This window comes from Streptomyces sp. LBL, from assembly GCF_029893585.1.
In the GTDB taxonomy this organism is placed as follows: domain Bacteria; phylum Actinomycetota; class Actinomycetes; order Streptomycetales; family Streptomycetaceae; genus Streptomyces.
Genome location: NZ_JARXYX010000008.1, coordinates 41,227 through 54,911, shown reverse-complemented (window position 1 = coordinate 54,911; position 13,685 = coordinate 41,227). Strand labels below are relative to the sequence as shown.

Genomic DNA, 13,685 nt, shown 5'->3' with positions numbered 1-13,685 from the left:
CCGCCCCGGCGAGCCTGGGTACCCGTCCCTTGACAGGACCTCCCATTGACAAGTAGGCACTCAGGTTTTGTGCTGGAATGGGGAGGCTCCCTGGCGCCGGAAGGGGACAGCGATGGGACGTGCGGTCGGAATCGATCTCGGGACCACGAACTCGGTGGTGGCCGTGCTGGAGGGCGGTGAACCCACCGTCGTCGCCAACGCGGAGGGGGCCAGGACCACACCGTCCGTCGTGGCCTTCGCCAAGAGCGGCGAGGTGCTCGTCGGCGAGGTCGCCAAGCGGCAGGCGGTGACGAACGTGGAGCGCACCGCCCGCTCGGTCAAGCGGTACATGGGCGAAGCGACCTGGCGGTTCCCGGCGGAGGGCGCGGTCGACGGCACCCGCTACCGGGCACAGGAGCTGTCCGCGCGGGTGCTGCAGAAGCTGAAGCGGGACGCGGAGTCCTACCTCGGCGAGGACGTCACGGACGCCGTGATCACCGTGCCCGCGTACTTCGACGACCCGCAGCGGCAGGCCACCAAGGAGGCCGGGGAGATCGCCGGCCTGAACGTCCTGCGGATCATCAACGAGCCGACCGCCGCCGCCCTCGCCTACGGACTCGACCGGGGCGAGGAGCAGACGGTCCTCGTCTTCGACCTCGGCGGCGGCACCTTCGACGTGTCGCTGCTGGAGATCGGCGACGGCGTCATCGAGGTCAAGGCCACCAACGGCGACACCCGTCTCGGCGGCGACGACTGGGACCAGCGGATCGTCGAGCACCTGGTCAAACGTTTCAAGGGGCAGACGAACGTCGACCTCGGCAACGACAAGATGGCCCTGCAACGGCTGCGCGAGAGCGCCGAGAAGGCCAAGATCGAGCTGTCCAGCTCCTCCGAGACGACCATCAACCTGCCCTACATCACCGCGTCCGCCGAGGGCCCGCTGCACCTCGACGAGAAGCTGACCCGGGCCCAGTTCCAGGAACTCACCGCCGACCTCCTCGACCGCTGCAAGACCCCGTTCCACCAGGCGGTCAAGGACGCCGGTATCAAGCTCGCCGCGATCGACCACGTCATCCTCGTCGGCGGCTCGACCCGGATGCCCGCGGTGACCGACCTGGTCAAGGAACTCACCGGCAAGGACCCGCACAAGGGCGTCAACCCGGACGAGGTCGTGGCCGTCGGCGCGGCTCTCCAGGCCGGCGTCATCCGCGGTGACGTGAAGGACGTCCTGCTGCTCGACGTCACCCCGCTGTCCCTGGGTATCGAGACCAAGGGCGGCATCATGACGAAGCTGATCGAACGCAACACCACGATCCCCACCCGCCGTTCGGAGATCTTCACGACCGCCGCCGACAACCAGCCCTCGGTGGGTATCCAGGTCTACCAGGGCGAACGTGAGATCGCCGCGTACAACAAGAAGCTCGGCGTCTTCGACCTCACCGGCCTGCCGCCCGCGCCGAGGGGCGTGCCGCAGATCGAGGTCGCCTTCGACATCGACGCGAACGGGATCATGCACGTCTCGGCGAAGGACCTCGCGACCGGCCGGGAACAGAAGATGACCGTCACCGGCGGCTCCGCCCTCCCCAAGGACGACATCGACCGCATGATGCGGGAGGCCGAGCAGTACGCCGAGGAGGACCGCACCCGCCGGGAGGCCGCGGAGACCCGTAACCAGGCCGAACAACTCGTCTACCAGACCGAGAAGTTCGTCCGCGAGAACCGCGAGATCGAGGACAAGGTCCCGGCCGAGACCAGGGGGGAGGTGGAGACAGCGGTCGCCGAGGTCAAGCGGCTCCTGGAACAGAAGGCGGAGACCGACGCCCTGCGCACGGGCGTCGAGAGACTCGCCTCCGTCAGTCAGAAGATGGGCCAGGCCATGTATGCCCAGGCCCCGCAATCTCCGCCGGAGGACGCCTCCGACGGGCACGGCTCACCGCAGGACGAGGAGGGCGTGGTGGACGCGGAGATCGTCGACGACGAGAAGGACGAGAAGGACGGGAAGGACCAGAAGGGCGGGGCGGCCTGACAGTGCTCATGGGCTGGGCTGGGCTGGGCCGCCTGACCGGGTTCCGCTCAGAAGTCCTCGCGCCGTTCCCGCAGCAGCTGCTTCGTGCGCTCCGCCGAGGCCGCCCGCGCCGACATGTGGTCCAGGACCTCCAGATGCGTGGCGACCTCCCGGCGGGAGTCGAGATAGAGGGCGCCGGTGAGGTACTCGGTGAAGACCATGTCGGGCAGCTCCGGCTCGGCGAAGCGGAAGAGGGAGAAGGGTGCGTACGTCCCAGGATGCGGGCCCTGCTCGAACTCCGCGATCTGGAGCGTGACCCGGTCGCCCTCGGCGAACTGGAGGAGGGCGTCCAGTTGGTCGCGCATGACCTTGCCGTGGATGCTCACGGGTCGTCGCAACACCGTCTCGTCCATGATCACCCACAGGTGGGGCGGGTTCGGCCGCTCCAGCAGGCGCTGTCGGGCCAGCCGCAGCGACACATGCCGCTCGATCGTCTCCGGCCCTGTCTGCCCTATCGTCCCGGCCTCCATGACGGCGCGGGCGTAGTCCTCGGTCTGCAGCAGGCCGGGGACGAAGTGCGGCTCGTAGGAGCGGATGATCTGCGCGGCTCCCTCCAGGCTGACATAGAGGCTGAACCATTCCGGCAGCACGTCGTGGAAGCGCTGCCACCAGCCCGGCTGGTTCGCCTCCTCGGCCAGCGCGACGAACGCGGCCGTCTCGTCCTCGGGGACGCCGTACGTCTCCAGCAGCACCTGCACGTACGGGATCTTCAGGGCGACGTCGGCCGTCTCCATCCGCCGAATCGTCGCGGGGGCCACCCGCAGCCTCCGCGCGGCCTCCTCGCGTCTGAGGCCGGCGCTCTCCCGCAGCTCCTGCAGCCGCCTGCCCAGGACCACCTGACCCACGGTGGGCGCAGGACGCCGCTCACTCACCCCACGCCTCCCCTACGCGTCGAAGGTCGACGCAGTGTTTCATGCTCCGTCATCAGTCTCAGCGCTCACAGCCGCTGTTGTGTCACTGCCGCGCTACTCCGCGGCTCCTTCACCTCGTGGGTGATCGGCCAGGGGCCCGTCAGGGAAGCAGCGAGTGAAGGTATTTGACGGTCGCCGGGTCGGCCGGGAGCAGTGTCTCGATGGCCAGTTCGGCGACGGTCACGTCCATCGGGGTGTTGAAGGTGGAGATGGAGGAGACGAAGGACAGCGTCCGGCCCTCGTGCTCGATCCGCATCGGCAACGCGAAGCAGAGGGCGGACTCCGCCGGTTCCCCACCCTCCTCCGGCGCCTCCGTCTCAGCCTCCGTCTCAGCCTCCGCCCCGGCTTCCGGCACCGGATACGCCGCGACCTCCTCGTACAGCGCCCGCAGTTGCTGCGAGCGGTGCAGGGCGATCTGCCGTCCCATCTGTGCGAGCAGATGCCCGCGCCACTCACGCAGGTTGCGGATGCGCGGCGCCAGCCCCTCCGGGTGCAGAGTCAGCCGCATGGCGTTGAGCGGCTGGGTGAGCAGGGACTCCGGGATGCCGTCCAGGAGCATCAGGACGCCCCGGTTGGCCGCGACGACGTTGTACAGCGCGTCGACCACCAGCGCCGGGTAGGGCTCGTAGCCCTGGATCAGCCGCTGCAGTCCCTCGCGCAGGGCGGCCAACGCCGGGTCGTCCAGCGGGGTGTGCGGGTAGCGGGGCGCGTAACCGGCCGCCAGCAGCAGCGCGTTGCGCTCCCGGACGGGCACGTCCAGGTGCTCGGCCAGCCTGAGCACCATATCCTCGCTCGGCTTGGAGCGGCCCGTCTCGATGAAGCTGATGTGCCGGGCCGAGGAGTCCGCCCGCAACGCCAACTCCAGCTGACTGACCCGCCGTTGCTCCCGCCACGCCCGCAGCAGGGGACCGACGCCCTGGTCGGCGGGGGTGGCGGCGGGCGCGGCGCTTCCGGGGGCGACAGTGGTCATACGGACGACCGTAGTCGAGGAACGGCACCCGGCACATGGACGGCGACGGCAGCAGAGGAACGGTCTCCGCCTGCACGACGGTCAGGCAGAGGAAACGGTCTCCGCCACCACGAACGGACGGCTGCCCGGCTGACCAGCGGGAACCTTCCTGACCAGGACCGAAGCAGCCCACCTGTGGCAGGCTGAAGAAGCACCCGGCATCCAGGAAGGAGCGAGGTCATGCCCGTGGAACCGCTGTCACAGAAGGAGATCGAGGACCGGCTCGCGGAGCTGCCCGGCTGGTCGATCGACGGTGACCGTCTCACTCGGTCCTACCGGCTCGGCAATCACTTCGCCGCGACCGCGATGGTCGTCCACATCGCCCAGGTCCAGGAGGAACTCGGCCACCACTCCGACCTCACCCTCGGCTACAACACGCTGTCCCTGAGCGTGAACACGCACAGTGCGGGCGGCGCGGTGACCGAGCTGGACTTCGAGCTCGCACGGAAGGTGGAGGCGCTCGCCCCAGGCCACGGGGCCCAGTGACACCGGTACAGCGCTGCCCGGCGGGGATCAGCCCTGGGCGGGGGCGCCGATGGAGGCGCGTTCCCGAAGCGGCAGGGGCACCCGGTGTACGGCTGCCTGGAGCGGCCCATCGCCGAGAATCAGCTCCACAGCGAGGCGGCCGAGCTGGTAGTGCTGCAGTTTCAGGGTGGTGAGTGCCGGGCGCAGTGCGGACGCGATGTCCTGGTCGTCGAAGGAGACCACCGACACGTCGCCGGGCACCGAAAGACCTGCGTCAGCGAGCGCCTGGTAGGCGCCCAGTGACACCCGGTCGGTCAGGCACACGAGCGCCCGGGGCCGATGGCCCGCCGCGAGCAGGCTCTCTCCTGCTCCGCCCCCACTGCGCCTTGCCGCACCTTTCGAAAGGTCCCGTGTGTCCACGCCGCCCGCAGACCCTCACCTGCCCGCCGTACACCTGCGACCGCCCCGCAACTGGATCAACGACCCCAACGGGCTGGTCTTCCACGAGGGCCATTACCACGTGTTCTTCCAGTACAACCCGCACGGACCGCAGCACGCGACCATGCACTGGGGCCACTTCCGCAGCCCCGACCTGATCAACTGGGAACCGCTCCCGGTGGCCCTCGCCCTCACCCCCGACGGCTACGACGCCGACGGCTGCTTCTTCGGCAACGCGATCTCCGCCGACGGCCGCCTGGTCGCCTTCTACTCCGCCCACCGCACCGACCGCTGGTGGCAGCCGGTCACCACCGCCGAGTCTCACGACGGCGGCCACACCTGGACCAGGCGGCCTGAGCTGCTCATCCCACAGCCACCGGCCGACACCACCATGTACCGGGACCCCTACGTCTGGCAGCAGGACGGCCGCTGGCGGATGCTGGTCGGCTCCGCCCTCGCCGACGGCCGTGGCGCGGCACTTCTCTACGAGTCGGACGACCTGGAGAACTGGGGCTATCGGGGTCCCTTCCACTCCAGCAGGCCCGCCTCCACGGCCGAAGCGGTGGGCTGGGAATGCCCTCAATACGCCACCTTCGGCGACCGCGCCGTCCTGATCGTCAGCGACTGGACCCCGCAAGGAGGCCCCAGCCATACGACGGTCCACACCGGCAGGGAGGAAGACGGCCGCTTCACGGCGTCCGCACCGCCGGTACCGCTGGACCACGGCCCGGACTTCTACGCCCCCGCCCTGCTCAAGGCACCCGAAGAAGACCGCTGGCTGCTGTGGGGCTGGGCCTGGGAGGCCCGCGACGCCGACTGGGTGGACGAAGCCGGCTGGGCCGGCGTCCTCACCCTCCCCCGTGAGGTGACCCTCACCGCCGACGGCACGGTCGTCCAACGCCCCGCCGCGAACTGCTCGCCCTGCGCGGCGCACGTGTACTGCACCGCACCGGACACCTCAGCCGGTCCGAGACAGCCGAACTCGGCCATATCAGCGGCACCTTCGACCTCACCGCCGTCCTGACGCCCGACCCCACGGGCACCAGCGGCCTGCGCCTGGTCACCTCCGCGGACGGCACCGAGTACCTCGACATCACCATCGATCCCACCGCAGGCCGACTCACCGTCGACCGCGGCCACGCATCACTGGACGCACGGGCGCGCGGCGGCTCGTACGTCGTTCCGTGCCCGGCCGCGGCGGCTCCCGGCGCTCCCGTCGAGTTCCGCGTGATCGTGGACCGTTCGATCGCCGAGATCCATCTCGCCGACGGCCAGGTTCTCACCCTCAGGTTCTATCCGCTCGCCGACGGACCCTGGCGGCTGCAGGCCCGCACGACAGGCACCGGCCGCGGCGACTTCACCGTCGAGGCATGGAACCTGAATCCGGGCGGAATGCCCCAGGCACCGGTGCCGGTCAGGATCGGTGAATCGACCGGGAGGGGCGGCAACCCGAGCCCGCGCGGTGGCGACTGACAGGGAACGGAATCCGTCCGTCCCCCAGGAGGTTCGTCCCGTGCAGCACCCGCACGCGCACCCGCAACCCCGGCCGCTCGCTCCCGCACACCGCAGACGCCGCGCGCTGCTCGCCGCGGTGACCGCCGCCGCGACCCTCGTCGGCGCCGGACTGACCACCGCCGACACCGCCGAGGCCGCCACCGCCCGCCAGGTCGAGAAGCTCGACCGCGGAGTCGTCAGCGTGCACACCGACGCCGGCAACCTGGTGAGCTGGCGCTGGCTCGGCACCGACCCGAACGACGTCTCCTTCAACGTCTACCGTGCGGGTACCAAGGTCAACTCCACGCCCGTCACCGGCTCCACGAACTACTTCCACTCCGGCGCACCCGCCCAGGCCGACTACACGGTCCGCGCGGTCGTCGGTGGCGTGGAACAGGCCGACTCCGTGCACGCCGTCCAACTCCGCACCGGCTACAAGGATGTTCCGATCACCCCGCCCGCCGGCGGCACCACCCCCGACGGCGTCGCCTACACCTACGAGGCGAACGACGCCTCCGTCGCCGACCTCGACGGGGACGGCGCCCTCGACTTCGTCCTCAAGTGGCAGCCCACCAACGCCAAGGACAACTCCCAGTCCGGCTACACCGGCAACACCTTCGTCGACGGGATCAAGCTCGACGGCACCCGGCTGTGGCGGATCGACCTGGGCCGCAACATCCGCTCCGGCGCCCACTACACCCAGTTCCAGGCGTACGACTACGACGGCGACGGCAGGGCCGAGGTCGCCATGAAGACCGCCGACGGCACGGTCGACGGCACCGGCGCGGTCATCGGCAGCTCCTCGGCCGACCACCGCAACTCCAGCGGCTACGTCCTGTCCGGCCCCGAGTACCTGACCATGTTCGACGGCCGGACCGGCAAGGCCCTGCAGAGCGTCGACCACGTCCCGGCCCGCGGCACGGTCTCCTCCTGGGGCGACTCGTACGGCAACCGCGTCGACCGCTTCCTCGCGGGGACGGCCTACCTCGATGGTTCCCGCCCCTCCCTGATCATGGCCCGGGGCTACTACACCCGTACGGTCATCGCCGCCTGGGACTGGCGGGGCGGCGCCTTCACCCGCCGCTGGACCTTCGACACCGGTTCCTCCACCAACAGCGGCAAGGGCTACGACGGGCAGGGCAACCACGCCCTGTCGGTCGGTGACGTCGACGCCGACGGCAAGGACGAGATCGTGTACGGCGCCATGACCGTGGACGACAACGGCTCCGGGCTGTGGACGACGAAGCAGGGCCACGGCGACGCGGCCCACCTCGGCGACCTCAACCCCTCCCGGGCGGGCCTGGAGTACTTCAAGGTCGACGAGGAGACCAGCAAGCCGGGCTCCTGGATGGCCGACGCGCGCACCGGCAGCATGCTGTGGCAGACCGTCTCCGGCGCCGACAACGGCCGCGGGGTCGCCGCCGACATCTACGCCGGCAGCGCGGGCGCCGAGGCATGGTCCGCCTCGGACACCACCCTGCGCTCGGCGACCGGCGCCTCCCTCGGCAGGGAGCCCTCCAGCACCAACTTCGTCAGCTGGTGGGACGGCGACACCGTCCGCGAACTCCTCGACGGCACCCACATCGACAAGTACGGCACCTCGGGCGACACCCGCCTGCTGACCGGTTCCGGAGTCCACTCCAACAACGGCACCAAGGCGACCCCGTCCCTGTCCGGGGACATCCTCGGCGACTGGCGCGAGGAGGCCGTCTGGCCGACCTCGGACAACACGGCCCTGCGGATCTACTCGACCCCGGTCGAGACCGGCACCAGGATCACGACGCTGCTGCACGACACGATGTACCGCACGGCACTCGCCTGGCAGAATACGGCGTACAATCAGCCGCCGCACCCCAGCTTCTTCCTCGGCAACGGGATGGCGACGGCACCGCGGCCGACGGTCCACACCCCATGAGCCGCTGAGAACCGCAGGCCGAGGCCGCCCCCGCCCCCGACGTCGACTCGGAGACGGCGATCTTCACCGGCGGTGTGAAGCAGTCCCCGCGCGGCTCCGGCACAGCCCCTCCGGCCCTCGCCCGGCCCTCGCCCGGCCCCCGTCCGAACCCGTGTCCGGACGGGGGCGCCTCACGGACTCAGCCGACCCTGCAGTTCTGGTCGCCCAGCTTGAACACGGTCGGTTTCGGATTGCTCCCCGACCAGCTCCCGGTGAACCCGAACCCCACCGACGAGCCGGCCGCCACGGCCCCGTTCCAGCCGACGTTCTTCGCCGTCACCGCCGTGCCGGACTGCGCGGCCTCGGCGTTCCAGGCCTGCGTGACCTTCTGGCCGTCGGTGAAGGTCCAGCCCAGTGACCACCCGTTCCAGGCCCCCGACCCGGTGTTGGTGAGCCGCACGTCCGCCTGGAAGCCGCCCGACCACTGGTTGGTGACCTTGTACGTCACCGAGCAGGTGACGAGACCGCGCGCGCGGAGTTCTCAAGCGCTCCGGAGACGGGCGCTGCTGTATCGATCTGCGGCTTCGCCGCGTGGGAGCGACCAGCCACAGACGGGGCCCACAGCTCACGTACCGCCCGACCCGCGGAGCGCTTGGCGGGGACTATTCGAGGAGCTCCGCGTACGAGCCCATGGCCGTGGCGATGTCCGCCTGGGCCCAGAACCGGTGGTACGTGAAGGAGGGCGCGGCTCCGCCCGCCAGATAGGCCTCGATCTTCGACCAGGCCGGGTCGTTCTTGTAGAAGGACCGGATCGACTCGAAGGTGGACGAGGAGTTGACCGCGTCGCCGTTCGGCATCGTCCCGGTCCAGCCGGAGGGGACGTAGACGCCGTCGTCGAAGCGGTTGTAGTCGGCGCGGGTCTCCGGGACGGCGATGCCCAGGCCGTCCTGGTCGTTGTTCCACATGCCGTCGAGGAGCGCCTTCGCCGTGCTCGCCGCCTGGGTGTCGCCGGAGCGGTCCGCGTAGTACGTCAGGGTCTTGGCGTACGAGGCGGTCACCCCGACGTCGTTGGTGTAGTCGGCGACGGTGGCGTGAAGTCCGCTGTTGGCGCCGGGACTTGACGCGTTCCAGGTGTCGGGCTGGCCCGACCACTGGAGTGTCGAGGGGATCCGGTAGGTGCCGTCCGGGTTGATCGTGGTCTTGGACAGCGCCCAGTCGACCCACTTGTCGAGGACGACCTTGGCGTCCGCGTCGCCGGTCTGCTGGTAGTACTCGGCCACTCGCTCCATCGACCAGGCCTGGAAGCCGAACCACTGGTTGGACGGGGGGTCGTGGTAGACGGGCTGCTGGTCGTAGTACATGCCGTAGAACGTGGACTTCCCGGCGGGCGGGGTCGCGTACCGGCCCGCCCAGCTGTTGGTCGCGCCGCCCGCGATGGCGCCCTCGTCCGACTGCAGCCAGCGGTAGAACTCCAGCTGCCGGTCGAGCGACTTGGCCCAGTCCGCCTGCCCTGTCACCGACTTGGGTTTCAGGTCGGCGTAGGAGCTGAGTGCGTAGGCGGCGAGGGGGTTCTGGTAGCCGCCGTGGGCGTGGCTGGAGCTGATGCGCCAGGCCCAGCCCGCCGAGGCGTCGGTGGCGCCGCCCCAGGCGTAGTACCAGGACATCAGGTAGTGCGAGGCGTCCTTGCCGGTGCCGGCCGGGCAGGTCGACGGTCCGACACAGTTGCCGATCTTCTTGAAGTACTTGTCGTACATCGAGTAGCGCAGGTAGTCACCCATCTTCGCGGCCTTGCCGACGGTCGCCGAGACGTCACCGCCCTTGCCCTGCTGCTTGGCCCAGACGTCCGCCCAGTACGCGGCCTGGACGGCACGCGCGTCGGCGTCGGGGGCGTTGGTGAACTTCCACTGCTTCGCGTAGGACGCGTCACCCGTGAAGAGGTCCAAGTACCCGTTCGTACCGCCGTACTTGAAGGCGTCACAGGTGGGCTGCGGCACCGTCTCCCACACCGACTCCTGCGCGCCGCGCTGGAAGGTGTTGATGTACGACGGTCCGGTGTCCGTCGGGCCCGCCTCGCACGTGCCGGGCGAGTTGCCGTAGCCGTACACGTTGTCGACGTCCTGCAGCCAGTGCATGCCGTAGACGTCGTCCGTGCCGTAGGCGCTCTTCAGCTCACCGGCGATCGGGTCCGAACCGACGGGGACCGAGTTGTCGAGCTTCGCCGGATACTCGTTCGGGGTGTCCAGCTCGGGTGCGTACGTCGCCGGTTTCGAGGCGTTGTAGAAGGAGTTGGTCGGCTGGTCGGCGTGGGTGGGGATCATGTACTTCTCCATGATCTCCCAGGCGCCGTTGAACTTGGTCCAGTCGCCGGTGACCTTGCCGTACATGGCCTGCAGCCACAGGAGGTAGCTGTACGCCTCCGACGTGGTCTCATGTCCCTGGTCCGGTGCCTCGACGATCAGCGTCTCGACCGAGTGGTAGGGGATCCCCTCGGGCGAGAAGTAGCCGCTGGCAGGATTGGTGATCTTGCCGTACAGCTCCAGGAACCGGGCGTCGTACTCCTTCGACGCGGCGATCTGGGTGACCGTCACCGAGGCCTTGCCGTGACCGGTGGCCGTCGACTCGAAGGTCGCCGCGCCGGTACCGGACGAGTCCGCTGTGATCGTCACCTTCTGCGCGGTACTCCAGTTCGAGGGCGTGAAGGTGAGCGACGCCCCGCCGGTCGCGGTGAGGCCCGAGTTGCCCGTGGTGCGGGCGGTCGTCACGGTCACATTGGCGGACGGCTGCGTCGACAGCTTCACGTCGTACGTCGCCGTCTTGCCCTGCTGGACGGCCAGTTGGCTGGTCGAGGCGACCACGACGGGACCCGAGGCGACCGTGATGCCGACCGGCGTGGACTCCGCGGACGCGCCCAGGCTGTCGTACGCCTTGGCCAGCAGTGAATGACTGCCCACGGTCAAGCCGGAGGCGGAGAGCGAGTAGGGCGCGCTGGTGTCCGTGCCGAGCAGGGTGGTGTTGTCGTAGAACTCCACCTTGCTGACGGTCGCGTTGTCCGCGGCCGCGGCGGTCGCCGCGAGCGGGACCGCGGCACCCTGCGTGTAGACCGCGCCCGCCGCGGGGCTGGTCAGCACGGTGATGGGTGGCTGGTGCGCGCCCGTGCAGCTGGTGCCGTTGACGGCGAAGTTCGTCGGCGCCGCGTTGGTGCCGCTGTAGCTGAACTGCGCGCCCGCGGAGACGGCCGCGCCGGCGGCGATCGTGGCGTTGTGCGAGGCGTTCTTCACCGTGATCGCCTGGCCCGACTGGGACCAGACGCCGTTCCAGCCGTTCGCCAGCTTCTGGTTGCCGGCGTAGCCGTAGGTCAGGGTCCAGCCGTTGACGGCGTCCGTGCCGCGGTTGGTGATCGTCAGATCCGCGGTGAAACCGGCGCCCCAGTCGTTCGTCTTGTAGTCGACGCTGCACTGAAGCGGCGCCGCCTGAGCAGGAGTCGAACCCGTACTCAGCATCGCGAGCGGCAGCGCGAGGGCCGCCAGGGCAGCGGTCCAGATACGCCGAGTGGCCCGGCGTCTCTTCCTGGGGGACATGTGCTGGTTCCTCCTTGCGGCTCGGAGAAGTCAAGGCTTGAACCAGTGGGAGCGCTCCCATAGTGGGGACGGGGGTGAGAGGGGTCAAGATGCTTGAAGAGTCGAAAAGATTCGATGAGCGGTGTCGAGGGAAAGTCGGCTACCCCTCTGTTCTTTGCCGTCACGTGGCGCTACCTTCCTTGACACCAGTGGGAGCGATTCCATCAGTCGACGCGTCTGTCACGGCGCGCTGATCTGCAAGGAGTCGCTCATGCGACACCCTCCGCGTTCAGTACTTTTAGCCGTCACCGGCGCCCTCGCTCTTATCGGGTCCATGACGGTTACGGCAGTCACGGCGTCCGGGGCCGCCCCCGCCTGCTCGGTGGAGTACTCCGTCACCAGCCAGTGGGACAGCGGCTTCCAGGGAACCGTGAAGATCACCAACAACACGGCCGGCGTGAGCAGTTGGCAGCTCGCCTTCGACTTCGCGAACGGCCAGAAGGTCAACCAGGGCTGGAACGCCAAGTGGTCCCAGTCCGGGACGACGGTCACCGCGGCCAACGAGAGCTACAACGGGCAGCTGGGCACCGGCGCGAGCGTCAGCGCCGGGTTCGTCGCCTCCTCGTCGGGCAGCAACGCCGTACCGACCTCGTTCAAGCTCAACGGCACCACCTGCAACGCCGACACCGGGCCGACCGATCCGACCGATCCACCCGCCCCTGGCGACGGCACGGCCCCTGTCCTTCGCGTCGTGGGCAACAGGCTGGTCGACGCCTCGGGCGCGACCCGCCGCATGCTCGGTGTGAACCGCTCCGGCGGCGAGTTCATGTGCGTGCAGGGCCGCGGCATCTGGGACGGCCCGGTCGACGACGCCTCCGTCAGGGCGATCGCCGACTGGAAGGCCAACACCGTCCGTATCCCGCTCAACGAGGAGTGCTGGCTGGGCCTTTCCAACATCCAACCGCAGTACGCCGGCGCCCACTACATCGACGCGGTCAAGGACCTGGTGGCGAAGGTGAAGGCGCACGGTATGACGCCGTTGCTCGAACTGCACTGGTCCTACGGCCAGTACACCGGCAACTCCGCAGGCTGCTCCGACGTGCACGCCAGTTGCCAGAAGCCGATGCCCGACCTGCAGTACTCGCCGGCCTTCTGGACCTCGGTGGCGAACACCTTCAAGGACGACGCGACCGTCGGCTTCGACCTGTTCAACGAGCCCTACCCGGACCGCGCCACCGCCACGACCACCCAGGCGTGGCAGTGCTGGCGGGACGGCGGCACCTGTCCCGGCATCGGGTACCAGGTCGCCGGCATGCAGGACCTCGTCGACGCGATCCGGGGAACCGGCGCCAGGAACCTCATCCTGGCCGGCGGACTGGCGTACTCCAACGACCTGAGCCAGTGGCTCACGTACCGGCCGACCGACCCGGCGGGCAATCTCGCCGCCGCCTGGCACGTGTACAACTTCAACACCTGCGCCAACGAGAGCTGCTGGAACTCCACGCTCGCCCCGGTCGCCGCCCAAGTACCGCTCGTGGCCGGGGAGATCGGCGAGAACACCTGCTCGCACGGCTTCGTCGACCAGGTCATGAAGTGGTTCGACGACCGCGGCCTGTCCTACCTGGGCTGGACCTGGAACACCTGGGACTGCGGCACCGGTCCGTCCCTGATCTCCCGTTACGACGGTACGCCCACCGCGTACGGCGCCGGGCTGCGTGACCATCTGCGCGCCCTGAACAGCTGACAACCCCGCAACCGAGTCACCGGCAACCAAGCCGGCCCGCAACCGAGTCACCGGCAACCAAGCCGGCCCCGCGACCGAGTCACCCGCAACCGAGCCACCGGCAACCGAGCCGGCCCGCAACCGAGTCAC

10 protein-coding genes and 1 pseudogene are annotated in these 13,685 nt (G+C 69.4%); 6 read left to right on the top strand and 5 right to left on the bottom strand.

Annotation, left to right across the window (positions count from 1 at the left end):
* Positions 1-112 precede the first annotated feature (112 nt).
* Positions 113-2,005 (top strand): molecular chaperone DnaK, encoded by a 1,893-nt coding sequence (gene dnaK / locus M2271_RS11625; RefSeq protein ID WP_280887070.1) that lies wholly within the window; start codon positions 113-115, stop codon positions 2,003-2,005.
* A gap of 47 nt (positions 2,006-2,052) precedes the next feature.
* Here dnaK and M2271_RS11620 read toward each other — a convergent pair whose 3' ends face one another.
* Positions 2,053-2,916, bottom strand: coding sequence for a helix-turn-helix transcriptional regulator (locus M2271_RS11620; protein ID WP_280887069.1), 864 nt, complete (start codon positions 2,914-2,916; stop codon positions 2,053-2,055).
* A 139-nt stretch (positions 2,917-3,055) separates the two neighbouring features.
* On the bottom strand, positions 3,056-3,925 hold the full coding sequence (locus M2271_RS11615; protein ID WP_280887068.1) for a helix-turn-helix transcriptional regulator: 870 nt from the start codon (positions 3,923-3,925) through the stop codon (positions 3,056-3,058).
* A gap of 219 nt (positions 3,926-4,144) precedes the next feature.
* Here M2271_RS11615 and M2271_RS11610 point away from each other — a divergent pair, with 219 nt between their 5' ends.
* The gene (locus M2271_RS11610) at positions 4,145-4,450 is read left to right on the top strand and encodes a 4a-hydroxytetrahydrobiopterin dehydratase (protein WP_280887067.1); all 306 of its coding nucleotides are present in this window, start codon (positions 4,145-4,147) and stop codon (positions 4,448-4,450) included.
* A 27-nt stretch (positions 4,451-4,477) separates the two neighbouring features.
* On the opposite strand, the gene M2271_RS11605 is transcribed toward M2271_RS11610, so the two are convergent.
* The gene (locus M2271_RS11605; RefSeq protein ID WP_280887066.1) at positions 4,478-4,849 is read right to left on the bottom strand and encodes a substrate-binding domain-containing protein; all 372 of its coding nucleotides are present in this window, start codon (positions 4,847-4,849) and stop codon (positions 4,478-4,480) included.
* Between M2271_RS11605 and M2271_RS11600 the strand changes: the two genes are divergently transcribed.
* The 3 genes from M2271_RS11600 to M2271_RS11595 all read left to right on the top strand — a co-directional run bounded on the left by M2271_RS11600 (position 4,842) and on the right by M2271_RS11595 (position 8,276).
* Entirely contained in the window at positions 4,842-5,891 is a 1,050-nt protein-coding gene (locus M2271_RS11600; protein WP_348539160.1) for a glycoside hydrolase family 32 protein, read from the top strand. The genes M2271_RS11605 and M2271_RS11600 overlap by 8 nt on opposite strands.
* The gene (locus M2271_RS42505) at positions 5,780-6,340 is read left to right on the top strand and encodes a GH32 C-terminal domain-containing protein (RefSeq protein WP_348539165.1); all 561 of its coding nucleotides are present in this window, start codon (positions 5,780-5,782) and stop codon (positions 6,338-6,340) included. Before M2271_RS11600 ends, M2271_RS42505 begins: the two co-directional genes overlap by 112 nt.
* Positions 6,341-6,458: 118 nt before the next feature.
* The gene (locus M2271_RS11595) at positions 6,459-8,276 is read left to right on the top strand and encodes a rhamnogalacturonan lyase (RefSeq protein ID WP_280887264.1); all 1,818 of its coding nucleotides are present in this window, start codon (positions 6,459-6,461) and stop codon (positions 8,274-8,276) included.
* 178 nt (positions 8,277-8,454) lie between these two features.
* On the opposite strand, the pseudogene M2271_RS11590 reads toward M2271_RS11595, so the two are convergent.
* A pseudogene (locus tag M2271_RS11590) lies at positions 8,455-8,769 on the bottom strand (cellulose-binding domain-containing protein); the annotation flags it as partial.
* Between the two features lie 148 nt (positions 8,770-8,917).
* Positions 8,918-11,833 (bottom strand): glycoside hydrolase family 48 protein, encoded by a 2,916-nt coding sequence (locus M2271_RS11585; protein WP_280887065.1) that lies wholly within the window; start codon positions 11,831-11,833, stop codon positions 8,918-8,920.
* Positions 11,834-12,083: 250 nt separating this feature from the next.
* On the opposite strand from M2271_RS11585, the gene M2271_RS11580 reads away from it, so the two are divergent.
* Positions 12,084-13,556 (top strand): cellulase family glycosylhydrolase, encoded by a 1,473-nt coding sequence (locus tag M2271_RS11580; RefSeq protein WP_280887064.1) that lies wholly within the window; start codon positions 12,084-12,086, stop codon positions 13,554-13,556.
* Positions 13,557-13,685: the final 129 nt, after the last annotated feature.

Bases quoted from the DNA above. Each gene is read 5' to 3' on its own strand.
- M2271_RS11610 (WP_280887067.1), top strand. From the start codon at position 4,145: ATGCCCGTGGAACCGCTGTCACAGAAGGAGATCGAGGACCGGCTCGCG.
- dnaK (WP_280887070.1), top strand. From the start codon at position 113: ATGGGACGTGCGGTCGGAATCGATCTCGGGACCACGAACTCGGTGGTG.
- M2271_RS11580 (WP_280887064.1), top strand. From the start codon at position 12,084: ATGCGACACCCTCCGCGTTCAGTACTTTTAGCCGTCACCGGCGCCCTC.
- M2271_RS11615 (WP_280887068.1), bottom strand. From the start codon at position 3,925: ATGACCACTGTCGCCCCCGGAAGCGCCGCGCCCGCCGCCACCCCCGCC.
- M2271_RS11585 (WP_280887065.1), bottom strand. From the start codon at position 11,833: ATGTCCCCCAGGAAGAGACGCCGGGCCACTCGGCGTATCTGGACCGCT.